Genomic DNA, 22809 nt, shown 5'->3' with positions numbered 1-22809 from the left:
GTCACCGGCCGGAGAGGCGCACGCCGGGGAGGACCTCGCGGCGCTCGACGACCTCCTCGAGGGCGTCGGCGTCGATGAGGAGGTGCGCCCGCAGGCTGTCCTCGATCGCCGAGAACACCTTGCCCTGGTAGCGGACCTCGCCGCCGGGCTCGGCCGCGAGCCAGTAGTTGCCGCCGGGGGTCTTGCCATCGCCCGCCGCGCTCGGGATCGCGAGGAGCGGCGCGGCGTTGCCGGGGAACGGATCGGGCGGCGTCGCGAAGCCAGGGAACGGCGGCGCGGGCGCCGGGGGCTCGGGCTCGGGGGCGGCGGAGAAGGAGAGCGACGCGCCGGGCTCGAAGCTCACCGAGAGGACGCCGCCGCGCGCGCCGACGACGACGCCGGGCGTGCGCTCCTCGACGACGACCTCCTCGATGACCTTGCCGGAGACGAGCAGGAGCGTGTGGCTGCTCGTGATCCGCGAGCTCTCGGCCGTGAGCTCGCGGCGCAGCGCGATCTCGTGCGAGGCGTAGAACTGGAGGCCCCTCACGTCTCTGTCGGATAGGCCGTGCTGGACGCGGAGCTCGTGCGTGAACGGGACGAGACGGGGGGCGCAGCCGGCGAGGAACGCCAGGAAGACAACGGCGAGCGCGAGGAGCGGGGCGAGCGGCGCGGCGGTCGCCGGGCGCCTCCGCGCGGCGTGGATCGGGCGGACACGGAACAGCATGGAAGCCCTCGTGGAGGTGCCGCGGCACGAGAGCCGCGGGCGTACTCCCTCGCAACGGGGCGGCCGGACGGACCTTACAGCGCAAGCTCGTGCGGCGGCGCGCGGTCTGCCGCTCGGGCAAGGGCAGCGCGTCCAGCTCAGCGATCCGGAAGGGGCATACCCGAGATCGTTGCCAGCGCGCGGACGAGCTTGTCGAAGCTGTCGGAGCGACCGCGGACGAGGGCGATGTTGATCTTCCGTGTCTCGCTCAGCTGATGCGTGGTCGGCAGGTAGCCCGGGACGAGCCTCCTCAGCACCTCCTTGGCGCCGCGCTTGCTCTCCACCATGGGAGCTCCAGCCCGCCGCAGCTCTTCCTGCGCGTGATTGAGGAGCAGCCACGTCTCGTACTCGCGAACCGCCATCACGGCGTCGCCTGGCATGAGCACCTGGATGGCGCGTGCGGCGTCGGGGCCCCACGTCGCGGGGCAATCGTCATCCGCATCGCACAGGGCGAGCACGGCCTGAGCTCCCCGGGACCGCGCGAGCTGCACGGCGCGGCGCAGGCCATCGGCGTGACAGCGGCGCAGCGGGCTCCTGTCCCTCTCGTTTACCAGCTGGCTGCGAGGATGCCGGATCGGATGCTGGTCGACGATCCACGCCATATCCAGGAGGTACTGGCGCAAGATCCGCATGCAGAGGTTCGGGATCGCGCCGACCTCGCCCCTGCCCTCGACGATGCAGACGAGGCGCTTCATGAGGCTCAGAGCTGGACGCTCTCGGGCTCTTCCCCCTCGATTCGCAGCGGCTCGGAGCGCATCAGCTCGGCGACGGAGAACAGCCCCTGTCGTACGACCTCACGCTGCGCCGAGGAGAGCGGACCGATCTGCGTCACGCCGTCACGATACGAGCACACGAGGATCTCCTCCTCGCGCGCGGCGTCGAGCAGATCGGCGCTATGTGTCGTGATCAGCAGGGAGCCCCTGGTCGACGCGTCCTTGAGCACGTCGAAAAGCAGCTGGGCCGCTCCGACGTGGATCGCGACCTCAGGCTCCTCAATGATCAGGAGCTCGTCTCCGGTCATCTGCTGAGCTGCGACGAGGATGCCGAGCGCACGCAGGGCGCCCTCCGACATCTCGCTCGCCGAGAACCGCGCCACATGTCCTCCAGGCTGGTGCTGCTCAAATTTGAGGAGCAGGAACCGGTCGAACGCCTCCACGGAGACGCGCAAGAGCCCCGGGACGATCCGCTGCATGGCGGCGAGGACGCGCGCCTGTCCTTCGGCGTCGAGGCTCCGGAAAGCCACGGCGATGTTGCTCCCCGACTCGTCCAGGCGGGTGAACTCGGTCGCGAGCTGCGGCTGACGCATGACCTCGGCGTTCAGCCGGATCCGCGTGACGTTCCGGAGCGCTGTGACCCTGGCGATGTCGAAGAGCTGGCGCGCGAACACCATGGCGCTCGCGGTCTCGCTGGGGGCGCTCCCGTTCGAGAACACGCGCCTCTCCCCTCCGATCTCCACCTCCAGCCCCTCGGGCGTCCGCTCCACCCAGCTCACCGGGGCGCCTCGGACGAAGAGCTCGATGGTCTCGCTGCGGAACGCCCAGGCTCCGTTGCCCTTCGCGCGGACCGTGAACTGGTGACGCAGGTAGTCGGTCTCGAGGGCAACGCGCGACATCGCGGCGCGGATGTCGACCACAACGTCGGCCTGCTCGTCCTCCTCCGGCTGCCAGCGCCTGATGCCGGCGATGCCGCCGCGCCGCTCGACCGCGGTCGCGGCGTCGATCGCGACCTCGCTCGCAAACACGAGCGCATCGGCGAAATTGGACTTGCCGCTGCCGTTCGGGCCGACGAGCACCGTGAAGGGCGCCAGATCGACGCTGGCCTCCGCGATGCTCCGGTAGTTCCTGAGCTCGACGCGCCTCCACATCTGCGCCGGCGCTTCGCCGATTGTGGGAGCGCCGGCGTCGACATACCGGCGCACTGCGAGGCTGAACCCGCTCGTCGCGATCTCGTCGACGTCGACGAGCCGCGCATACCCAGGAACGTCGCTGGCCGCTCGGAAAGCTTCCGCGATCCTGGCCACGTCCTCGGGCCCGAGCCGGTTCTTCACGCGCCCCTCCTGGAACCCTCGCGAGGCATCGATGAAGAGCACCTCTCGCTTCCTCGACGCCGGTTTGACGCGGCTCAAGAGGAGGATCACCGTGGGCCCCCGCGTGGACGGGAGCAGGTTGGCAGGCAGCCCGATCACCGCGTCGAACAGGCCATCCTCCAGCATTCTCCTTCGGATCTCCCCCTCCAATCCTCCCCGAAACAGCATGCCTTCGGGCGCCAGCATCGCCATCCGCCCGGTAGGATGGAGGCTGGCGAGCATGTGCTGTAGGAACGCGAAGTCACCGCGGTTCCTGGGAGGTACCCCGTATCGAAAACGATGATGGGAATCGTGCTCCGCCATGTCATGCCCCCACCACGTCAGCCCGAACGGCGGAACGCAGAGGACGCGGTCATGACGCACGAGATGGCCACCCTCGGTGCTACGCGGCTCGCGGAGCGTGTCCCCCTTCTCGATCTGCGCGTTCGGCAGCCCGTTCAGGAGCATGTTGATCCTGGCGAGCGTCCAGGCATCGACGCTCTTCTCCTGACCATGGATCGAGAGGCTCCGCCTATCTCCACCGCGGCGCTCGACGTATGTGGCGCACGCGACCAGCAAGGTGCCGGAGCCGCACGCCGGATCGTGGATACGCATCCCCTCGGAAGGATCGAGCAGCTCCGCCATGAGTTCCGCGACCGTGGCGGGTGCAAGGGGCTCACCGCTGCGCTTGCCTTCCCCGAGGGCCATCTCCTCCAGGAACAGGATGAAGGCGCTCCCCAGCGTGTCGGGCGCGGCCAGATCCCCGTCACGAAGCGGCAGTCCCGAGAAGATCCGGACGAGCTCGTGGAGGAGAGGAGCACGCTCCGCGCGGTCCCCGAAGCGTCGCTCATCCGTGAAATCGACCGAGGAAAGCACGCCATCGAGAGCGGGGTTGAGCTCCTCGATCGCCGCGCAGGCGACGTTCAACGCCACATCGACCATCGTCGGAGCGGCCTCGATCCTCGCCCATCGCGCCCGAGCAGGTACCGAGATGTCGTACGTGGAGGGATCCGCGTCGTTCAGACGCTTCAGGAGGAGCAGGACGGCGATGACCGTCCGATGCTGCCCGCTTTGGCCATGCGTGTGCCGAAGAAGCCTGGCAGCCTCGAGGAGGCAGCTCACGAGCCGTTCCTTCGTCAGTCGACCCTCACGCGCCTCGCTCCCAGGGCCGAGCCTGGCCGCTGCGCCCCCCCGCGTCCCCGTGGCGCCGCGCGCCGCGATCTCCGGCGAGGGCTCCTCGAGCACACGCTCGATGAAGGCAGCCTTGTCACGCCCGCGCGCGTCGAGGCCAAGCGCACGGCACAGCTCTCTCAGCTGATCGATGCGCAAAACGCGCAGCAGCTCATGGAGCTGCAGCCCCGGCGTCGAGAGGATCGCGTCGAGGATCGCCGCCTTCTTCCGCCGGTCGGGCAGGTCGACGCCGAAGCGATCGGCCAGGGCGGCGAGATCTGCCCGGGAGAGCAGCTGCAGGACGTCGTGGGGCGTCGGCATGGCTGCGCGAACGATACACGCGCGCTCCGCGGGTCGCGAGCCTGCCTCCTTCCGCCGCCGCCCCCACCAACATCATGCCCCAGCCTCGCGCACGCCGCGGTCACGCGCTGGGTCACGGGCTAGAGCGCAGCGTCCCCCCTCACTCCCAGTACAGCGTCGCCCGCCCGATCGCCGTGAACGGCCACCCCGGCGAGTAGTGGATCCCCGTGACCGCGGCCGGCTCGTACGGCAGCCTCGAGTCGCTCGCGAACTGCACCTCGCGCCACGTCGCGTCGAAGAGGTTCTGGATGTCCACGGCCGCCTCGACGTTCCTCCACCGGAGCCCCGCGTTCGCGTCGACCACCGTGAACCCCTCGGCGGTGAGCGACTCGTCCTCGGTCGCGGGCCGCGCGCCGATCGCCTTCACCCGGAGCGCCGCGAATGGCGTGAGCGCGCCGAACGCCCTGCGCACCCCGATGCCCGCGGTCAGCGTCCGCGTCGGCGCGAGCGCGACCGCGCTCCCGTTGCCGGCGTTCGCGCGGAAGCGCGCGCGGGTGAAGGTCGCGTCCACGTCGGCGAAGAGCCAGCTCCCGAGCCGGTAGCGCGCGCTGATCTCGATCCCGTAGCGCCGCGTCTCCCCCGACGCCTCGGTCTCGCCGGCGTCGCCGCTCCAGACCAGCTCGGAGTCGAGGTCGAGCAGGAACCCGGCCGCGCTCAGCGAGAGGCCGCGCACGGGCGCGACCCTCGCGCCGACCTCGTAGCCCTTCGCCGGGGTGATCAGCGTCGCCGCCCCCCGGCCCAGCACCGCGCCCCGCGCGTCGTTCGAGTGGAAGCCGCGCCCGTAGTGGGCGAAGAGATCGAGCCCGCCCACCGGCGAGACGACCGCCGAGAGCTTCGGGAGCAGCTGCATCTGCCCCCGCGCGCCGCTCGACCGGTTCCCCGTCCCCTCGAGGTCCTCGCGCAGATCGTCCACGTTGACGTCGATCCACTGCCCGCGCACGCCGAGCACGAGGCGGAGCCAGCGCCGGAGCCGGGCGTCCTGCTCGACGTACACGCCGATCTGGCCCTCGTCGACGTGGGTCCGATCCCGCTCCTCGAGCCGCTCGCGCGCCTCGTCGTGGTGGAGCGACTTGTCGATCGCGTCCGCGCGGATCTGCGCGCCGAGCGAGGTCGTGAACCTCGCCCCGCGGTGCTCGATCTGCTTGCGGAACCGGAGATCGGCGCCCAGCACGGTGCGGTCGTCGTTCTGCTCGATCGCATCGCCGTGCACCGGATCCTCGGCGAAGAACGTGAAGTTCGAGTACAGCGTGAAGCGATAGCGCAGGAGGTAAGCCATCGCGCTCAGGTCGGCGTCCCGCCACGCGGTCGACGCGGAGACCGACGCCATGTGCCGCGAGGTCGCCCCGCCCTCGGTCGGATCGACCGCGCCGAAGTGGTCGATGCACGGCTGTCCGAAAGCGGACGGCGGCGGGTTCAGGCCGCCCTGCTCCCCCTCGCCGCACACGGCGCGCGCCGGGATCTGGCCGGAGCCGTACCAGGTCGAGCCGTAGGACATCCACGTCGCCTGGACCTTGCCGGTGCTGCCGAGGTCGCGCGTCGCCCTCAGGAACACGTTGAAGCGCTTGAGCCGCTCCGGGCTCTGGAACGGCCCGTCGTTCCGGTAGACCTCCGCCGCGGCCACCGCGCGCCAGTCGTCGCCGAGCTCCGGCGAGGCGATCACGAGGCCGCGCAGGATGCCGTACTGCCCCACGCTGAGCTGCGCGGAGCTCTCGTCGAGCTTCTCGGCGAAGCGGAGGTTGACGGCGCCCGCCGTGCCGAAATCGCCGATGCTCGCGTAGTAGGGCCCCTTGTAGCCGTCGAGCCCGACCACGAGCTCCGGGATCATGAAGTAGAGGTCGGTGAAGCCGTGCCCGTGGCCGTGGCTGACCAGGTTGACGGGCACCCCGTCGACGAAGAACGCGACGTCCGTCCCGTGGTCGGCGTCGAAGCCGCGCAGGAAGTACTGGTTCGCCTTGCCGCCGCCGGCGTGCTGCACGGCGAAGAGCCCGGGGACCGACTCGAGGAGATCGCCCGGCCGGAGCCTCGGCCGGAGCTCGAGCTCGCGGTGCCCGACCGAGACGCGCGAGGCGGCCTCGCTCCCCGGCTTCTCCGCGTGCACCGTGACCTCGATGGGCTCTCCCTGGGCCCGCGCTGGCCGCGCGGCGGACAGCAGGATCGCCAGGGCGGCGATCCGAGGGAGTCGATGGCGGTGTCCGTGGCCCTTCGTGACGTTCTCGCGCAGCATTCATGTCCTCCTTCGCGCAATCGCGCGGAGCGGCGCCGGGCCGCTCGCATCGAGCTCCACGAGGAGGAAAAAGGCCGCCCACGGCGCGACGCCCTGGACCGACCTCTCGCCCCCGCGGGCGACCAGAAGGCAACGCGGGGGCGGCTCGGGATCCGGGACGTGCGCAGGGCTGCACCGGCTCGGACCTCGCCGCCTCCCTCGAGGCTCCCAGGTCGAACCGGCGTCGGATGTGTCCCCGTCGCCGGGCGCGGGCAGGTCTTCGGGCTCGCGAGCGCTCCGGCCGGGCCGGCTTCCTACTGTCCACCGCTTCCCAGCCCTCATCGGGCCAGTGCATGGGGTGGAGGTCGTTCTCGCTTACCGCTGCGGGGCAGCCCCGGAATCTCACCGGGTTCCCTATTCAGCCTGAGCGAGCGCCCAGGCACCAGCGCGGCGCGCACCCTAGGAGGATGCGCCTCCGGCTGTCAATCGCTCCCGCTCACCTCGCCCGCTCCGCGCGCGTCCCTCGCCACGCGCCCGACTCGCGCGGGCTCCTGTCCGCCTCGCGCCCGCCCGCGCCCGCTTCACGCGCGCGCCACCTGAACGCGAGCGCTCGCCGCGCGACGTCCGGGTGCAGGCCGAACGTTCGGGCTCTGGCGAGGATGGGCTCGCTCCTCCGTGGGTCGCGTGCTACACGGCCGCCGCCGTATATGCCGCGTAACGACCTCCGCAACATCGCCATCGTCGCCCACGTCGACCACGGGAAGACGACCCTCGTCGATCACATGCTCCGCCAGTCGGGCGCCTTCCGAGAGAACGAGGTCGTGGCCGAGCGGGTCATGGACTCGAACGACCTCGAGCGGGAGCGCGGCATCACCATCCTCGCGAAGAACACCAGCATCCGGTACCGCGGGGTCAAGATCAACATCGTCGACACGCCCGGCCACTCCGACTTCGGCGGCGAGGTCGAGCGCACCCTGATGATGGCCGACGGGGCGCTGCTCCTCGTCGACGCCGCCGAGGGCCCGCTGCCGCAGACGCGGTTCGTGCTCTCGAAGTGCCTCCAGCGCGGCTTCCCGGTCATCGTGGTCATCAACAAGATCGACCGGAGCGACGCGCGCGCCCACGAGGTGCTCTCCGAGGTGTTCGACCTCTTCTGCGACCTCGAGGCGAGCGACGCGCAGATGGACTTCTCGACGCTCTACGCGATCGCGAAGTTCGGCCAGGCCAAGCGCGAGCTCGAGCACGAGGCCAAGGACCTGGAGCCGCTCTTCGAGACCATCCTCGAGCGCGTGCCCGGCCCCTCCGGCGACCCCGACGGGCCGCTCCAGGTCATCGTCTGCAACACGACCCACGACGACTACGTGGGCCGGCTCGCGGTCGGCCGCGTGGTCCGGGGCACCGCCCGGTCCGGCGCCGACGTCGCGCTCCTCGGCGAGGGCGGCCAGTCGCGCGGCTACGTGAAGATGCTCTACGCCTACGAGGGGCTGAAGCGGGTCCCGGTCGAGAGCGCCGCCGCGGGCGAGGTGATCGCCATCGCGGGGCTCGATTCGGTCACGATCGGCGACACGATCGCGGACCCGGCGACCCCCGAGGCGCTGCCGCGGATCGTGGTCGAGGAGCCGACGATCAAGATGAGGATCGGCGTCAACACGTCGACGTTCGCCGGCAAGAGCAAGCAGTCGAAGTACCTGACGAGCCGTCACCTGAAGGAGCGGCTCGAGCGCGAGGCGATGAAGAACCTCGCGATCCGGGTGGAGCCGACCGAGGTGCCCGACACGTTCGTGGTGCTCGGCCGCGGCGAGCTCCAGCTCGCGATCCTCGTGGAGACGATGCGGCGCGAGGGGTACGAGATGCAGCTCTCGAACCCCGAGGTCGTGACGCGCGAGATCAACGGCGAGGTGATGGAGCCGATCGAGCTCGTGGTCGTCGACGTGCCCGACACCTACGTCGGCGTGGTGACCGAGCGCCTCAGCACCCGGCGCGGCCGGATGGTGAAGATGACGAACCCCGGCTTCGGGCGCGCCCGCCTCGAGTTCCGGGTGCCGTCGCGCGGGCTCATCGGCTTCCGGGGCGAGTTCCTGACGGCGACGCGCGGGACGGGCCTGCTCAACACGATGTTCGACGGCTGGGCGCCCTGGGGCGGCCCGATGATGCGCCGCCCGACCGGCGCCATCGTCGCCGATCGCGCCGGCGTGGCGACCCCGTACGCGCTGCACCACCTCCAGCCGCGCGGCATGTTCTTCATCGTCCCCGGCGTCGAGGTCTACGAGGGGATGATCATCGGCGAGCACAACCGGCCGAACGACACCGACGTCAACGTGATCAAGGAGAAGAAGCTGTCGAACGTGCGCAACCACGGCAAGGACGAGAACGTCCTCCTGGCCAGCCCGCGGCTGCTCACGATCGAGACGGCGATGGAGTGGATCGACGGCGACGAGCTCGTCGAGGTCACGCCCGACGCGGTGCGCGTCCGCAAGAAGGTGCTCGCGTGCAACCGCCGGGAGCGCCGCGAGGACGCGATCGAGCAGGCGCAGGCCGTGGAGTGAGCGGCGACGGCGCCCGGCGAGCGCGCGCCAGGCGAGCGCGCGCCCGGCGAGCGACCCCCGCCCCTGCCCGCGCCGGCGTGGACCGGTGTAGACTCCCGGGCATGAGAACGACGCTGCATTCGGCGCTCCTCGCCTCGCTCATCGCGCTCGCGGGGGCGAGCGCTTGCGGCGGGGCCGTCGTGGTCGACGGCGCCCCGGGGGACGACGACGGCTCCGGGGGCGCCGGCTCGAGCGCGACGTCGAGCGGGCGCGCGAGCGTCGGCGCGGGCCCGCAGTCGTCGAGCTCCAGCGCGGCGGGCTCGGGCGGCGGAGCGCGGGCCTCGTGCGATTTCTTCTGCGCCCTCTTCGACGGCACCGCCTGCCCGGACCCCGGCTGTCGCGACGCCTGCGACGAGCTGCTCTCTGTGCCGCGCCCTTGCAACGACCTGACCGCGCCGTTCTTCGACTGCATGGGCAGGATGGTCCAGATCCCGTCGGTCACGCGCTGCGAGCAGATCTCGGCGTGGCTCGATCCGCTGTTCGCGTGCATGCCGTCCAGCGACCCGGCGTGCGACCCCGACTTCATTTACGTGGACTGCGCGCCGTTTTACGAAGATCAGCGGGCCTGCCAGCTCAGCGAGGGCCGGTAGCGGCGGGGCGCGTCACCGGCCGGGGCGCGGCCGCGCGTCTGGCCGGAGGGCGCCTCGCAGCGGCCCGAGGGCGTCGGTGACGAACGCGACGAGCGCCTTCACGCGCGGCACCCCGCGCGTGTCGCGGTGCACCCCGAGCCAGAGCGCGCGCTCGGGCGGCGGCGACGGCGGCGAGAGCAGGCGCAGGCCCGCCGTCGCGTCGCCCAGGTAGCGCGGCAGGCAGACGAGCCCGACCCCGGCGGCCCCCATCGTCGCCTGGGCCTCGCGGCCGTTGGTGCGGGCGGCGACGCGGGCCTTCGCGGCGACGGCGCGCAGCCACGCGAGGTCGGCGACCGCCGGCGGATCGTCGCTCATCGTGACGAGGGCGTGGCCCTCGCACTGCCGGTCGAAGTCCGGCGGGCCGCGCTCGGCGAGGTAGGCCTCCGACGCGTAGAGGCCGAACCCGATGCGCGCGACCTCGCGCTGGAAGACCTCGCGGTGCTCGAACGCGGCGGGGCGAAAGGCGATGTCCGCCTCCCGCCGCGGGAGGCTCAGCCAGCGCGCGTCCGCGACGAGCTCGACGGAGATGCCGGGGTGACGCGCGAGGAACGGGGCGAGCAGCGGCCCGAGGACGCGGGCGGCGAGCCATTCGGACGCGGTGACGCGGAGGTGGCCTGCCAGGCCGGCGTCGCGTCCGGCGGCGGCGCGCTCGGCGGCGAGCGCGCCCTGCTCCATGCGCTCGGCGTGGCCGAGCACGCTCTCGCCCGCGGTCGAGAGCGCGAACCCCGACGGCGAGCGCCGGAAGAGCTTCGCCCCGAGGCGCCGCTCGAACGCGTCGATGCGCCGCCCCACGGTCGGCTGGGTGACCTTCAGCGCGCGCGCGGCGGCCGAGAGGGTGCCGTGCCGGGCGACGGCGAGGAAATAGCGCAGATCGTCCCAGTCGAGCATGGTCTTCGCGCGGGGCGCTGCTGCGCGAGAGCGCCCCGCGCCATGCACAGATGCATGACGAGTATACGGCGATGGCGGATGTCCGGGCAACGGCGGAGGGTGCATGCTCTCTCCACGCATTCGCGCGATCGTCTCTGGCGCAGCGCTCGCGTTTCTTTGCGTGAGCTCTCTTCGTGACGCTGCGCGCGCCTCGCACGCTCGCGCGTCCTACCCACTCCATGTCGGATGACCCGATCGAGGCCAGCATGCATTCGAGTCGTCGTACGTTTCTCCATCGCGTGGCCGGGACGGCCGCGACAGGCCTGCTGGGCTCGGCCCCGCCGGCCGTGACCGCCTCGTGCGCCGCGGAGCGCGGGCCCGCGCCGGGCCGGAAGATCAAGGCCATCGCCTTCGACGCCTTTCCGATCTTCGATCCGCGGCCGATCGCCGCGCTGGCGGAGGAGCTCTGTCCGGGCAAGGGCGCCGCGCTGAGCGACGCCTGGCGCACCCGTCAATTCGAGTACACGTGGCTCCGGGTCGCGGCCCGCGAGTACGCCGATTTCTGGCAGGTGACGGCGGACGCGCTCGTGTTCGCCGAGCGGGCGCTGCGGCTCGATCTCGGCGAGGAGAGGCGGGCGCGGCTCCTCGGGGCGTACCTCGAGCTCGAGGCGTGGCCCGACGCGCTCCCCGCGCTCGCGTCGCTGAGACGCGCGGGCCTCCGGCTCTCGTTCCTGTCCAACTTCACGCCGAGGATGCTCGGCGCCGCGATCGAGCGCTCCGGCCTGGGAGGCCTGTTCGATCGCGTGCTCAGCACCGATCTGGCGAGGACCTACAAGCCGGATCCGCGCGCCTACCGGATGGCGCTCGACGCGCTCGGCCTCGAGCGCGAGGAGATCCTGTTCGTCCCGTTCGCCGGCTGGGACGCCGCGGGCGCCCGCTGGTTCGGCTATCCCACGTTCTGGGTCAACCGCCTGGGCCTGCCGGCCGAGGAGCTGGGCGTGAGCGCCGACGCCGCGGGAGCGAGCCTGAACGATCTTGTCGAGTTCGTCGCGGCGGGGGCGTGACCGCCGCCGGGCGCGACAGCGGAGAGGCGCGACCCGGAGCGCCGCTCAGGCGATCTCCAGCCGCCGGGAGGCGCGGATGCCCACCTGGCGCATCTCCTCGATCAGCGGCGCCATCCTCTGGAGCGACCGCGCCGTGCGCTCTGGCCCGGCGAGCTCGGGGCTGCCCGTGCCGTAGGGCGGCTCCGGCGCATACTCCATCTCCAGCTCGCACTCCCTGGCGAGCTCGTCTCCGCACAGGCGCCCGATCAGGCGCAGCGCCAGATCGAATCCGCCGGACACCGGCCCTGAGGTGAGCCGATTCCGGTCTTCCACCACGTTCCCCTGGGTCGGGATGGCGCCGTAGTAGGGGAGCTGATCGTGCAGGTGAAAGTTCGTGGTGGCCCGGTAGCCCTTGAGCAGGCCCGCGGCGCCCAGCATCAGGGCGCCCGCGCAGACGCCGGACAGCCACGCCGCGCGGCCGCCGTACTCTGCGAGGAACGCGAGCGACTCCTTGTCCTCCATGACGTGGGGCGGAATCGCCGGCACATGGAGGACGTCGAGCGCCTTCGGGCATTCGGCGAAGGTGGTGGTGGCCCGCGTCGTGAAGCGCGGGACGCCCGCGATCTCGTCCCTGTTCTTCCAGACGAGGTGGAGGTCCACGTTGGGCAGGACCCCGAACACCGTCTGCAGGCCGATGTTGTCGGGCAAGAAGAAGCCGGGGCAGACGAAGAGCGCCACCTGGAGCTTGCGCTCCACGGGGAGGCTCAGGGGCAAGGTGAACGAGGCATCGTCATGAACGCTCATCGAGGAATCCTTTCTGGCTTCGCGCGAGGACGCGAAGGAGCCGCGCGTGAGCATGCGCCCCGCGCGGGGAGCCGAAGGGACAGAGCACCTGCGTTTCCTGCCACGCGTCGGGCCCGCGGCGCGGCGGCGTCGGCTCCGCCCTCGGGAGACCTGGCAGGAAATGCGGGTGCTTTGTCGTTGCGGTCAGGTGCGCGGCGGGTACCGTCGTCGCGTGAGCCGGCCCCGTCCCTCGAAGCGCGCTCCGCGAAGCTCGCCGAGCGCGAGCCCGCACGCGCCGACGCGCAGGATCGTGGTCGTGGTCTACGACGGCGCGGGCGCCATCGACGTGATGGGGCCCGTCGATGTCTTCGCCTTGGCCTCGGAGTGCGCCATCCCGAGGAGCCCTGGGGCTCCCCCGGCGTACGCCGTCGAGATCGCCTCGGTGTCGGGCGGCGTGATCCGGACGCTCTCCGGGGCGCAGATCGTCGCCCACAAGGCGCTCGAGGACGTGGCCCCCGGCGCCGACACGGTGCTCGTCGCGGGGGGCGATCCTCGCGAGGCGATGCGAGACGCCCGGCTGCTCGGCTGGCTGCGCGCGACGACGCCCGAGGTGCGGCGCATGGGCGCCGTCTGCACGGGCACCTTCATCCTCGCCGCCGCGGGGCTGCTCGCGGGGCACCGCGCCGCCACGCACTGGCGCGAGGCGGCCGCGCTCGCGCGCCAGTTTCCCGCCATCGAGGTCGATCCCGACGCGATCTTCGTGCGATCCGGGAAGATCTACACCTCTGCGGGCACGACCGCGAGCATCGATCTCGCGCTCTCGCTGGTGGAGGAGGATCTCGGGTACGACGTGGCGCTCGAGGTGGCGCGCGGCATGGTGGTGTTCCTCAAGCGCCCTGGCGGACAGTCGCAGTTCAGCCGCCCGCTCCGCGCGCAGGAGGCCGCCGCGGGGCCGCTCGGGCGCGTGATCGCGTGGGCCCTGCGGCACCTCGACGCCGACCTGCGCGTCGAGGTGCTGGCCGAGAGAGCCGGGATGAGCCCCCGCAACTTCGCGCGGACCTTCGCGAGGGCGCTGCAGACGACGCCCGCGAAGTTCGTCGAGGCGGCGCGGCTGGAGCAGGCGCGCTCGTGTCTGGAGGGGGGGCGCGCGTCGATCAAGCAGCTCGCGCGCGACTGCGGCTTCGGCACGGACGAGCGGATGCGGCGCGCCTTCCAGCGCACGCTCCAGGTCACGCCGGAGGAGTACCGGCGGCGCTTCGGGCGCTCGTGAGACGACGCCGCGGGGAGCGGCGGACTCGAGCGCGAGAGGCCGTGGCGCCGATCTGCGCGCAGCGACCTCGGCTGAGCCTGCATGCATTCATGTGGAGGTACGCCGCCGGCGGCGGCGACGTGGAAAATCGATTTCTTCGACACCGATGGATCGACATCGTTCTTAACAATTCATTGAACGATACGGGTGGCCGGGGGACGGCGGATCGATAAGCTGCCCGGAGCGCCTCCTCGTTCTGGGCCTTGCCCGGCGAGGCGCGAGCGAAAGGAGCTCACGATGATGAGGATGGTTCGACGGGCTTTGGCCTCCGTGATTTTGCTTTCCGGCGTGGGCCTCTGGGTGTGCGCCGCCGGCGCTCCTGCGGCGGCGGCCACGGAGCCCCCCGCGGCGGAAGAGGCGCAGCCCGCGGCATGTTGGGAGTGCGTCAAGGACAGCGATTGCGACGCCAGATGCGACGGCCCGGGCACCGGTGTCTGCCGGTGGTCCGGCTGCACGCGCTGCCTCTGTACCCAGTAGCCGATCCCCGCGTCTGGCTGTCCGTGGGTCAGACGCCTGGCCGTCCGCCGCTTCGTTTGCCCCGGACGGCCCCTTTCGACACCCCTCGAGATCCTCATCAATCCCCAGGACGGCCGACGCCCGGAGGATCCGAGGGACACCTTGCCTCGCCCGCCGGAAAGCCTACGCTGCCTCGCGGGGGGGTCCGACGACATGCAGTCGACGTCGCGCAGGGGTGCGGGCCAGCGCCATGTGGTCGTGATCGGCGGCGGGCTCGCGGGGACCGCGGCCGCCGTGCTCCTCGCCGAGCGGGGCGTCGCGGTGACGCTCGTCGAGCGCGAGGCTTACCTCGGGGGCCGCGCCGGGGCGTGGACCGAGCGCCTGCGGGGCGGGACGGCCTTCGAGATGGAACGAGGCTTTCACGCCTTCTTCCGGCACTACGCCAACGTGCGGGCGCTGCTCAGACGCATCGATCCCGACCTCTCGCTCCTCACGCCGCTCTCCGACTATCCGCTGCTCGGCCCCGGCGGCGCGGTCGAGTCGTTCTCCGGCCTCCCCACGCGCACGCCGCTCAACGTCGCGGCGCTGCTCCTCCGCTCTCCCAGCGTGCGCCTCTCGGACCTCCTCCGGGTCGACGTGCGGGGCGCGCTCACGATGTTCACCTTCGATCCGGAGCAAACGTACCTCGACCTCGACGCGACGACCGCGAAGGAATACCTCGACGGGCTGCGCCTCGCCCCGGGGGCGCGGCAGATGCTGTTCGATGTGTTCGCGCATTCGTTCTTCAATCCGGACAGCGACTATTCGGCGGCCGAGCTCCTCGCGATGTTCCATTTCTACTTCCTGGGCAACCGGGAGGGGCTCGTGTTCGACGTCGTGAAGGAGCCCTTCAGCACCGCGGTGTGGCGGCCGATGGAGCGTTATCTCCGCGCCCGGGGCGTCGCGATCGCCTCCCGGCGCGAGGCCAAGGCCGTCGAGCGGGAGGAGGGGCGCTTCGCGGTGCGGCTCGGCGCCGGCGAGCGGATCGCGTGTGATGCGGTCGTCCTCGCGGTCACCGTCCCGGCCGTGCGGCAGCTCGTCGCCGCCTCGCCCGCCCTCGCCGCGCTGGAGGGCGGCGTGACCAGCCTGGAGGTCGCCCCGCCGTTCGCCGTGTGGCGGCTCTTCCTCGATCGCCCGTGCGCGCCCGAGCGGGCGCCGTTCGCGGGCACGACGGGGTTCGGCCTGCTCGACAACATCTCGCTCTATGAGCGCTTCGAGGGGGAGAGCCGGCGCATCGCCGGGGCCACGGGCGGGTCCGTGGTCGAGCTCCACGGCTACGCGCTGCCCGAGGCCATGGACGAGGGCGCGATCCGCGCCGACCTGCTCTCGAGCCTCCACCGGGCGTACCCCGAGACGGCCGCGGCGCGCGTCCTCGACGAGCGCTTCCTCCTCCGGCGCGACTGCCCGGCCTTTCGCCCGGGCTCCCACGCGCGCCGCCCCGGCGTCCGCACGCCCGTGCCCGCCGTCGTCCTCGCCGGCGATTACGTGAAGCTCCCTTTCCCGAGCGGCTTGATGGAGCGCGCGACGGCGAGCGGCTTCCTCGCCGCGAACGCCCTGCTCGAGCGCTTCGGGCTGCCGGTCGGCGAGGTCGCCCACGGGCCGATTCGCGGCCTCCTGCCCGCGCGGCTCGCGCGGCTGCTGCGTCCCTCGCGGACGGCGCCCGCGCGGCCTGTCCCTTCCGCGGCGTGAGCCCCCTCCCTCGCGCTCCGGCGGCCATCCGGCCCGCGGCCGACGTCGGCCCCGGACGCCGCCGCCGCGCCGGCCCTACCGGGCGCGCTCGTGCTCGAGCGCGAGCGCCCGGAAGCCCTCGTCCACGAGCTCGAGGAGGTCCTCCGTCGCGCCGCGCGCGAGCCACGCGTCGATCGCGCACCCCATGATGGCGACCGCGCAGCTCGCCAGCACCCGCGGCGCGAGGTCGCGCCGCGGATCCAGGCCCATGCGCGCGGCCAGCGGCTCGCTGATGGCCTCCGCGCAATGGCCGAGCCGCTCGCTCTGCCTCGCGCGGATCGCCGGCGTCTTCGCGACGAACTGCTGAACCGCGACGAAGCGCGGCAGATTCCCCTCGTAGAGCCGGCCAAGGGTATCCCGGACCGCATTGCGGGTCGCGACGAGCGGCGGCTCGCTCCGAGGGCGCGCGCGGATCGACGCGCACGCCACCTCGATGAGCTGGTCCATCCAGGCGATGAGCAGATCTTCCTTCGACTCGAAGTAGCGGAAGAACGTCCTCCGCGAGATCTCGACCGCTCCGAGCACCTCGTCGAGCGTCGTCTGCTCGTAGCCATGTTTCAGGAAGAGGTCGATCGCGGTCTCGATGATCTGCGCGCGCGTCCGCTCCTTCTTGCGCTCTCGGAGCCCCGGGGCCTGGCCCTCCGCCATGGCGCCAGCCTACCACACGCAGGATCCGGGTGCCTCTCCTTGACAAATGCTACTCAGTAGCACATTCTTTCCCCTGTCGCGGCGCCCCGCCGACGTCGAGCGATCTCGGGCGGTTTCGCGCGAGGGTGCGCGCGTCCACGGGTCCACGGGTACGGAGTCCATCCATCGCCGCCGCCCTGAGCGGCGCCGAGGCCTCGGCGCGATCGTCGCGCGCCTGGGTCCTCGCGCGCGGGCGCACCGCCGGACGCCGCTTTGCTGCGGACACCGACATTTCTGTTGTACGCGCGCTGGTCGGCTCGGGCGATCGGCGCGCCCACGGCCGTCGTCCGCCGGAGTGCGCGCGGGGAGGCGGCCCTCACAGGAGCCACGATGATCACCAAGGAACACGACAAGGTCGCGCTCATCACGGGCGCAAACCACGGTATCGGACTCGAGCTCACGCGCCGCCTGCTGTCGGAGGGCTTTCAGGTCATCGCGCTGAACCGCTCGGGGTTCCCCGAGGACGATCCCCTGATCCGGGAGAGCATCGAGCGCCGCAGGCTCCGTGTCCACCGGGCGGATCTGTCCGATTTCGAGAGCCTCAGACGCGCGCTCGGCGCGATCAGGGCGAGCGAAGAGAGGATCGATGTGCTGTTCAACAACGCCGGCGGCAGCGTCCCTGAGCTGACCTTCTCCAGGCAAGGCCGCGAGCTGCACTTCGAGCTCCAGACGGTGGCGCCGTACGTCATCGCGATGGAGCTCAGGGAGCTGCTGCGGAGGGGATCCTTGAAGACGGTCGTGAACACCTCCTCGAACGCGTTCGACATGACGAGGCGCTTCGACCCCGACGCCCTGGAGCGCCCGGCGTCGTTCAAGCAGCTCTTCGGCCCGTACGCGACGTCCAAGCTCGCGCTCTCCCTCTGGACGCGCGAGGTGGCGCCGCTGCTCGAGAAGGACGGGATCAAGATCCGGAGCGTGGATCCAGGGGGCAACAACACGCTGAGGAAGGGGAAGCGGTCGGGGCTGCCGTTCTTCGTGAAGACGCTGATGAGGCTCTTCTTCCCGCCCCCGACCCAGGGCGCCTCGCGGCTGTACGAGGGGGCGTTCGGCGCGCACCGGGAGCTCTCGGGCGTCTACTTGAGGAAGGACCGCGCGATGGACCTCCCGTTCCGGGAGCATGGTCCGAGGGTGCTGGAGAAGGTGCGCTCCATCCACGAGCGGGAGTTCGCCGCCAGCTGATCGCCCGCTTCCTCGGGGCGGCGGCGCCCTGGCAGCGGCCTCGCTCCCCGGCGGGCTCGGAGCTCCTACTTGGACGGGTCGGCCACGCGGCCCACGAAGAGGATCGTGCGGGCGTCGTTGTCCCGGATGAAGAAGACGAACGGCCGATCGAAGCGGATGGCCGCGGCCGGGGACGCGCGCTCGTCGATCGCCACCGCCGTCGCCGCCGCGGCCTCGGTGCCGGCCTCGTTCACGTCGACGAACGCCTTGTGGACCACGGCGCTGATGGCCAGGTTTCGCGACCCGTCGATGCCCGAGAAATCCGCGTTGGAGAACGGGGCGGTCATCCCCAGCTCCTTGAGGGGCGGGATGAGATCGAACCGCGACTCCACCCTGAACTTCGGCAACGTGATGGTGACGTCCCGCGTCTCCTGGAAGACGAGGAGGGTGCTGAGAGCCGAGAAATCGAGGCCCGCCTCGAACTCGCCGAGGTCCGATGGCAGCACGAGCACCATCGACAGGCGGTCTTCCTGGTACGGCACCTCGACCGCCTGGTACCCGTCGTCCTCGTGATACCGCATGGGCGCCTTGTTGGTCATCATCGGCACGGACGCCTTGGACCCGTCCGCCAGCGTGAAGTCGCCGGGGGCCGTCGCGTCCTCGTCGAAGGGGAACTTCCAGGCCGCGTTGAAATAGATCGCGTTCGTCAACACGAGCCGTGTGGTGCTCTGGATATCGTTCTGCTGGAGGAGATCCTTGATCCGGTCCTCGGTGCGCTCGGCCACCCAGTCATTGATGACCTTCCGCGACGCCTCGGCCGCGCCGGCGAAATCGAGGAGGGTCATCCCCGCCCCGTAATGCTCCGCGAGCACGTCGAGGAACGAAGGTAGGAACGGATGGCCGTTCTGGCCCCAGAGCGCATTGGCGATGTTGAGCTGGAACTTGCCGCCGCCCGCCCCGCTCGCCCCCTCGCCGCGGCTCTCGAGCACACGATTGAGGACGTTGAACGTCGGGTGCAGCCGCTCCTGGGACAGCGTCGTGAAGTGCAACGTGCTCGCCATCTGCTCTTCCGTCTCCGTGCGCGCCCCTGCGTACGTCATCGCCAGCGCGCTCGAGATGCTGTAGGGCGAGTAGAAGAGGTTGCCCGGCTCGGCGCCGAGCTCGTGGTAGAGGTCGAGCGCGAACCTCGTGTTGCCGTGGGCGAGGTCGTCGCGCTCGACGTCCGACACCTGAGGGTCGAGGACCCGCTCTTTGTCGGAGGCGGCGGCGCACGGCGGCGTGCCTCCGTCGCTGCACGCTGACTGTGGATTCGGTTCGGTTGTGTCGGAGACGCAGCCGGCGAAGATCAGGGATAGTGGGAGGAGGGCTGAGAGGACCTGGAGCTTGCGCATGCGCCCCGGCAGAGCAGGTGTTGTGCCAGGGCGGCGCGAGGAGCGTCGCGGCCCGTGGCGCCCCGCTCTCCGCCGACCCAGGGCGCCTGCCGATAACGACGCTCCGCTGGCCAGCAGCGCAGCGGCGGCCGCGATCGATGAGGCAGAGTTGGCCCACTGTGGCGCAGCTCCCGCGGTGCTCCTTGCGGGGCGCCGGGCGACGTGATCCCCTCGGCGCGCCGCCCCGCCAGCGCGGCCGTGGAGGCGCGCCTCGTGCTCCGGGGATTTCCATGGGCTCCGACGGTTATTATCATCCTTCGACCGAGGCCGAGCTCGCCGCGCTCGTGAAATGGGCGCACGACACGAACCGCCAGGTGCGCGTCCGCGGCTCGACCCATACCTTCCCCCAATCGCGCCATTTTCACCGATCGAGATCCAGGCAAGGTCAGGCTCGAGATCAACATCATGCTCGACCGATACCGCGCCGTTCGCTGGGTCGATGAGGTCCAGGGTATCGTCGAGATCGAGGCGGGGTGCAACCTGTCGATCAACCCGTACGATCCGACGGGCACGTCCACCGTCCAGAACGGCCTCCTTTATCAGCTGCAGCAGAAGGGGTGGGCGCTCTCGGACCTCGGTGGCATCTCCCACCAGACGGTCTCCGGGTTTCTCGCCACGGGATCCTCGGGCGGGTCGCTCAAGTTCGGGATCGACGAGAACATCCTGAAGCTCCGCTTGATCGACGGCACGGGTCAGATCCATGAGGTCTCGCGCGACCAGGACGCTGACCTCTTTCACGCGGCCGGCGTCTCGATGGGCCTCCTCGGGGTCATCTCATCGGTCACCTTCCAGTGCGTTCCCACGTACAACATCAAAGGATCCGAGTCGACCACCGCGACCCACGACTGCGAGATCGATCTCTTCGGCCCCGGCACGGACGACAAGCCGAGCTTCGAGCAATTCCTCCGCGAGACCGACTATAGCCGCCTGATGTGGTGGCCTCAGCGAGGGTTGGACCGCATGGTGGTCTGGAAGGCGCGCCGGATCCCGGCATCACCCGGCTTCGTCCCGAAGCCCTACGAGGAGATGGGGCGTTACCCGGAGGGGTCCGAGGTGCTGGCGGGGTTGCTCCTGAGCATCCTCGGCAACCTCGACGATCTGCGCCTCCTGCCGCAGAAGGTCGAGCCCATCTTCAGCCAGCTCGACACCACGCTGCTGGAAGACATCGAAAAGATGGGTTTCGAGCCGAGGGTGGCGGAAGCGCTCTCCACGGTCGTCGCGGCTCTCCTGGAGGCCGGGGTGGACGGCCTGCTCGAGTTCCCGGGCATCGAGCTCGCGGGGCGCCTCTTGAAGGAGGCCCTGCCGTCCATCGTGCCGGTGATCTACAAGGAGTTCGTCCCCCTCGACGGCGAGAAGCAGCCCCCGGGGCCGCAGGAGTTCTGTGACTACTGGTGGACCGGCCTGCCGATGGACAACGGGATGGATGACATCCTGATGCCCACGTGGTTCACGGAGATATGGATCCCCGTATCGAAGACGCAGGCCGTCATGACCACGCTGCGCGATTTCTTCGCGACCGGCGGTCTGAAGGCGACCGGGACCTTCTCCTTCGAGCTGTACGGCACGAAAGCGAGCCCGTTCTGGATGAGCGCGTCGTCGGACGGCGAGCCGGTGGTGCGCGTGGACGTGTTCTGGTTCGGTTACAACGCGGGGGACCCCGCGATCGATTTTTATCCGCAGTTCTGGGAGCTGCTCAAGCCGTTCGGGTTCAAGCTGCACTGGGGCAAGTTCCTGCCGAACGACCCGCCTCCGGCGAAGGTGTGGTCGAAGTACCTGGCGAAGCAGTTCAAGCGCTGGAACGACTTCATGGCCTTGCGGGCGCGGCTCGACCCGAAGAACATCTTCCTCACGGCCTACTGGCGGGAGCACCTCGGGCTGGAGGACGCGATGCCGAAGCGGCCTATCCCCGCGCCGCTCCCCAAGCCTGACCCGTTCGCGACCGAGGCCTGGGCCTCGGCGGAGCGCGCGGTCACGCTGTACTCGTGGCTCATCCTGGTGGCCGTGGTTTACGGGCTCCTCGCCGCGCATATCCCGTTCTTGATCGGACATCCGTGGACGACCTGCAAGCCGTACGCGGATCCGCTCGGGTGCGTGATCACGTTCCATTTCTGGGAGGTGCCGATCGTGCTCTACCAGATCGCGTTCGCCGTCTATGGCCTGCGCGGGCTCAAGGCGCACGCGGCTCGATACGCCTCGCTCGTCGCGTTCACGGCGGCGCTGCTCGCGATCTTCGCGCTGTTCGAGGTGCTGCTCATCCTGGATAGCTTCCAGCGAGGCGCGCCGGCGTGGGAGATCGCGGCGCTCTTCTCGGTCGCGACGATGTTGATGGCGGGCGTCGCGCTCGGGCTCTACACCCGCCTGAAGCTCGCCAGCGCGCTCTCGCCCAAGCGCTGACCCGCGGACCGGGCAGTCGGACCTCTGCGCTCGCTCAGCCGGCGTGAAGGATCCGGAGGCGACCGGGTTCCGCCGGATCTCGATCGACGACTTGGACCGGCGGCCAAGCCCATTGCCAGACGTTGACGCCCGGCGTGCGGGAGAACCGGACCTGCCCGCGGGTGCCTTCGACCGCGACGCGCGCCCAGGATCCGGCGACGCGCGCCCGGTCCGCGCCGTGAGAACGCAGCACATCGGCGAGGACGGCGACCGTGTCGTAGCCCTCGAAGGCGACGAAGGAGGGCGCTTCGGCCAGCCGCTCGCGCAGGGCCGTCTCGACTCGAGCGCCGAGCGGGCTGAGGCGCTCGGGCAGGTAGCGCAAGAACGGGATCGCGGCGCCGTCGCCGCCCAGCAACGTCGCCCATTCGGCGAACTCCGGTTGCCCGGCCGGAGCACCTATCATGATCCCGGCGAGGCGCCGGTCGCGACGGACAGACTTGACGAGCGACACCGCCGGCTCCGGGTAGCCGACAAGAAGAAGGAGGGCTGTCGCGCGATGGTCGACGAGCGCGTCGCACACGGCCGCGGGGGCGCGCGCGCGCATGTCGAGCTCCATGACGCTGCCGCCGCGTGGAGCGAGGTAGTCCCGCAGGACGCGGGCCCCAGACGCCCAGTAGACGCTCGGATCGGCGGCTACGGCGATGCGCCTGTGGCCCGCGTCGAGGAGGAAGCTCGCGTAGATCCGCCAGCCGTGGGACTGCGCCGGGGCGAGGCGCGCGACCCATTCCGTCGGCTGCTCGGTGAGCGCGTCGAGGACCGCTGACGAGCAGAGGAACGGCAGGCCGAGGGCGTCGGCCCTGGCGGCAGCCGCGCGAGCGACGACGCTGTGATACTCCCCCGCCAGGGCAGTCACGCCAAGGCGAGCCAGCTCATCGACCGCCGCCGCGGCCCTCTCTGGATCGGCCGCGGTGTCTCGGACCACCAGCTCGAGCGGCCTTCCGGCGATCCCGCCGGCGTCATTGACCTCGCGGGCGGCCAGCTCGAGCCCAGCGAGCAAGTGCCGGCCTGCCTCGACCCAGCCGGGCCGAGTCAGCGGAACGAGAGCGCCGATCTGGATGGATGAGCCGTCAGCCCGCTCCTCTCCAGGCAGCGACAGCGGCGTATCCATGCGTCGGCGTCTCC

16 protein-coding genes and 1 riboswitch are annotated in these 22809 nt (G+C 71.0%); of the genes, 7 read left to right on the top strand and 9 right to left on the bottom strand.

Translation table 11 applies throughout. The features are described from left to right. Position 1 precedes the first annotated feature (1 nt). The 4 genes from WME98_RS31135 to WME98_RS31120 form a co-directional block, all read right to left on the bottom strand. Positions 2 to 703 (bottom strand): DNA-directed RNA polymerase, encoded by a 702-nt coding sequence (locus tag WME98_RS31135; RefSeq protein WP_437945346.1) that lies wholly within the window; start codon positions 701 to 703, stop codon positions 2 to 4. A 137-nt stretch (positions 704 to 840) separates the two neighbouring features. After that, positions 841 to 1437, bottom strand: a complete 597-nt coding sequence (locus tag WME98_RS31130) for a hypothetical protein (RefSeq protein WP_437945345.1) — start codon at positions 1435 to 1437, stop codon at positions 841 to 843. A 5-nt stretch (positions 1438 to 1442) separates the two neighbouring features. Next, positions 1443 to 4298 carry an N-6 DNA methylase gene (locus WME98_RS31125; protein WP_437945344.1) on the bottom strand — a complete coding sequence of 952 codons (2856 nt, stop codon included), beginning with the start codon at positions 4296 to 4298 and terminating at the stop codon, positions 1443 to 1445. A gap of 139 nt (positions 4299 to 4437) precedes the next feature. Next, positions 4438 to 6561: a TonB-dependent receptor gene (locus WME98_RS31120; RefSeq protein ID WP_437945343.1), complete on the bottom strand. Its 2124-nt coding sequence runs from the start codon at positions 6559 to 6561 to the stop codon at positions 4438 to 4440. 233 nt (positions 6562 to 6794) lie between these two features. Next, positions 6795 to 7002, bottom strand: a riboswitch (cobalamin riboswitch). Between the two features lie 197 nt (positions 7003 to 7199). Between WME98_RS31120 and typA the strand changes: the two genes are divergently transcribed. Next, positions 7200 to 9086: a translational GTPase TypA gene (typA, locus tag WME98_RS31115; protein ID WP_437945342.1), complete on the top strand. Its 1887-nt coding sequence runs from the start codon at positions 7200 to 7202 to the stop codon at positions 9084 to 9086. Between the two features lie 101 nt (positions 9087 to 9187). After that, a complete protein-coding gene (locus tag WME98_RS31110; RefSeq protein ID WP_437945341.1) occupies positions 9188 to 9715 on the top strand; it encodes a hypothetical protein in 528 nt (175 codons plus the stop codon). Between the two features lie 12 nt (positions 9716 to 9727). Here WME98_RS31110 and WME98_RS31105 read toward each other — a convergent pair whose 3' ends face one another. Further along, entirely contained in the window at positions 9728 to 10642 is a 915-nt protein-coding gene (locus WME98_RS31105; RefSeq protein WP_437945340.1) for a LysR family transcriptional regulator, read from the bottom strand. 245 nt (positions 10643 to 10887) lie between these two features. Here WME98_RS31105 and WME98_RS31100 point away from each other — a divergent pair, with 245 nt between their 5' ends. Next, positions 10888 to 11685, top strand: coding sequence for a haloacid dehalogenase type II (locus WME98_RS31100; protein ID WP_437945339.1), 798 nt, complete (start codon positions 10888 to 10890; stop codon positions 11683 to 11685). A 45-nt stretch (positions 11686 to 11730) separates the two neighbouring features. On the opposite strand, the gene WME98_RS31095 is transcribed toward WME98_RS31100, so the two are convergent. Then, positions 11731 to 12468, bottom strand: coding sequence for a DJ-1/PfpI family protein (locus tag WME98_RS31095; protein ID WP_437336420.1), 738 nt, complete (start codon positions 12466 to 12468; stop codon positions 11731 to 11733). Between the two features lie 328 nt (positions 12469 to 12796). Here WME98_RS31095 and WME98_RS31090 point away from each other — a divergent pair, with 328 nt between their 5' ends. Continuing rightward, entirely contained in the window at positions 12797 to 13717 is a 921-nt protein-coding gene (locus WME98_RS31090) for a GlxA family transcriptional regulator (protein WP_437954039.1), read from the top strand. A gap of 708 nt (positions 13718 to 14425) precedes the next feature. Beyond that, on the top strand, positions 14426 to 15940 hold the full coding sequence (locus WME98_RS31085) for an FAD-dependent oxidoreductase (protein WP_437945338.1): 1515 nt from the start codon (positions 14426 to 14428) through the stop codon (positions 15938 to 15940). A gap of 75 nt (positions 15941 to 16015) precedes the next feature. Here WME98_RS31085 and WME98_RS31080 read toward each other — a convergent pair whose 3' ends face one another. Then, positions 16016 to 16627, bottom strand: a complete 612-nt coding sequence (locus WME98_RS31080; protein WP_061627179.1) for an acyl-CoA-like ligand-binding transcription factor — start codon at positions 16625 to 16627, stop codon at positions 16016 to 16018. Positions 16628 to 16996: 369 nt separating this feature from the next. Here WME98_RS31080 and WME98_RS31075 point away from each other — a divergent pair, with 369 nt between their 5' ends. After that, the gene (locus tag WME98_RS31075; RefSeq protein WP_437945337.1) at positions 16997 to 17845 is read left to right on the top strand and encodes an SDR family NAD(P)-dependent oxidoreductase; all 849 of its coding nucleotides are present in this window, start codon (positions 16997 to 16999) and stop codon (positions 17843 to 17845) included. Between the two features lie 65 nt (positions 17846 to 17910). On the opposite strand, the gene WME98_RS31070 is transcribed toward WME98_RS31075, so the two are convergent. Next, positions 17911 to 19053 (bottom strand): serpin family protein, encoded by a 1143-nt coding sequence (locus tag WME98_RS31070; protein ID WP_437945336.1) that lies wholly within the window; start codon positions 19051 to 19053, stop codon positions 17911 to 17913. A 606-nt stretch (positions 19054 to 19659) separates the two neighbouring features. On the opposite strand from WME98_RS31070, the gene WME98_RS31065 reads away from it, so the two are divergent. After that, positions 19660 to 21648 (top strand): D-arabinono-1,4-lactone oxidase, encoded by a 1989-nt coding sequence (locus WME98_RS31065; RefSeq protein ID WP_437945335.1) that lies wholly within the window; start codon positions 19660 to 19662, stop codon positions 21646 to 21648. 34 nt (positions 21649 to 21682) lie between these two features. On the opposite strand, the gene WME98_RS31060 is transcribed toward WME98_RS31065, so the two are convergent. Further along, on the bottom strand, positions 21683 to 22795 hold the full coding sequence (locus WME98_RS31060; RefSeq protein ID WP_437945334.1) for an ABC transporter substrate-binding protein: 1113 nt from the start codon (positions 22793 to 22795) through the stop codon (positions 21683 to 21685). Between the last annotated feature and the right edge of the window lie 14 nt (positions 22796 to 22809).

It is taken from the genome of Sorangium sp. So ce296, assembly GCF_051529605.1.
Lineage (GTDB): Bacteria > Myxococcota_A > Polyangia > Polyangiales > Polyangiaceae > Sorangium > Sorangium cellulosum_D.
Note: the sequence above shows the minus strand (reverse complement) of the source record. Positions and strands in the feature narration are given on the sequence as shown.

Bases quoted from the DNA above. Each gene is read 5' to 3' on its own strand.
- WME98_RS31075 (WP_437945337.1), top strand. From the start codon at position 16,997: ATGATCACCAAGGAACACGACAAGGTCGCGCTCATCACGGGCGCAAAC.
- WME98_RS31060 (WP_437945334.1), bottom strand. From the start codon at position 22,795: ATGGATACGCCGCTGTCGCTGCCTGGAGAGGAGCGGGCTGACGGCTCA.
- WME98_RS31095 (WP_437336420.1), bottom strand. From the start codon at position 12,468: ATGAGCGTTCATGACGATGCCTCGTTCACCTTGCCCCTGAGCCTCCCC.
- WME98_RS31110 (WP_437945341.1), top strand. From the start codon at position 9,188: ATGAGAACGACGCTGCATTCGGCGCTCCTCGCCTCGCTCATCGCGCTC.
- typA (WP_437945342.1), top strand. From the start codon at position 7,200: ATGGGCTCGCTCCTCCGTGGGTCGCGTGCTACACGGCCGCCGCCGTAT.
- WME98_RS31080 (WP_061627179.1), bottom strand. From the start codon at position 16,627: ATGGCGGAGGGCCAGGCCCCGGGGCTCCGAGAGCGCAAGAAGGAGCGG.
- WME98_RS31085 (WP_437945338.1), top strand. From the start codon at position 14,426: ATGCAGTCGACGTCGCGCAGGGGTGCGGGCCAGCGCCATGTGGTCGTG.
- WME98_RS31120 (WP_437945343.1), bottom strand. From the start codon at position 6,561: ATGCTGCGCGAGAACGTCACGAAGGGCCACGGACACCGCCATCGACTC.
- WME98_RS31130 (WP_437945345.1), bottom strand. From the start codon at position 1,437: ATGAAGCGCCTCGTCTGCATCGTCGAGGGCAGGGGCGAGGTCGGCGCG.
- WME98_RS31105 (WP_437945340.1), bottom strand. From the start codon at position 10,642: ATGCTCGACTGGGACGATCTGCGCTATTTCCTCGCCGTCGCCCGGCAC.
- WME98_RS31090 (WP_437954039.1), top strand. From the start codon at position 12,797: ATGGGGCCCGTCGATGTCTTCGCCTTGGCCTCGGAGTGCGCCATCCCG.
- WME98_RS31135 (WP_437945346.1), bottom strand. From the start codon at position 703: ATGCTGTTCCGTGTCCGCCCGATCCACGCCGCGCGGAGGCGCCCGGCG.
- WME98_RS31100 (WP_437945339.1), top strand. From the start codon at position 10,888: ATGCATTCGAGTCGTCGTACGTTTCTCCATCGCGTGGCCGGGACGGCC.
- WME98_RS31125 (WP_437945344.1), bottom strand. From the start codon at position 4,298: ATGCCGACGCCCCACGACGTCCTGCAGCTGCTCTCCCGGGCAGATCTC.
- WME98_RS31065 (WP_437945335.1), top strand. From the start codon at position 19,660: ATGCTCGACCGATACCGCGCCGTTCGCTGGGTCGATGAGGTCCAGGGT.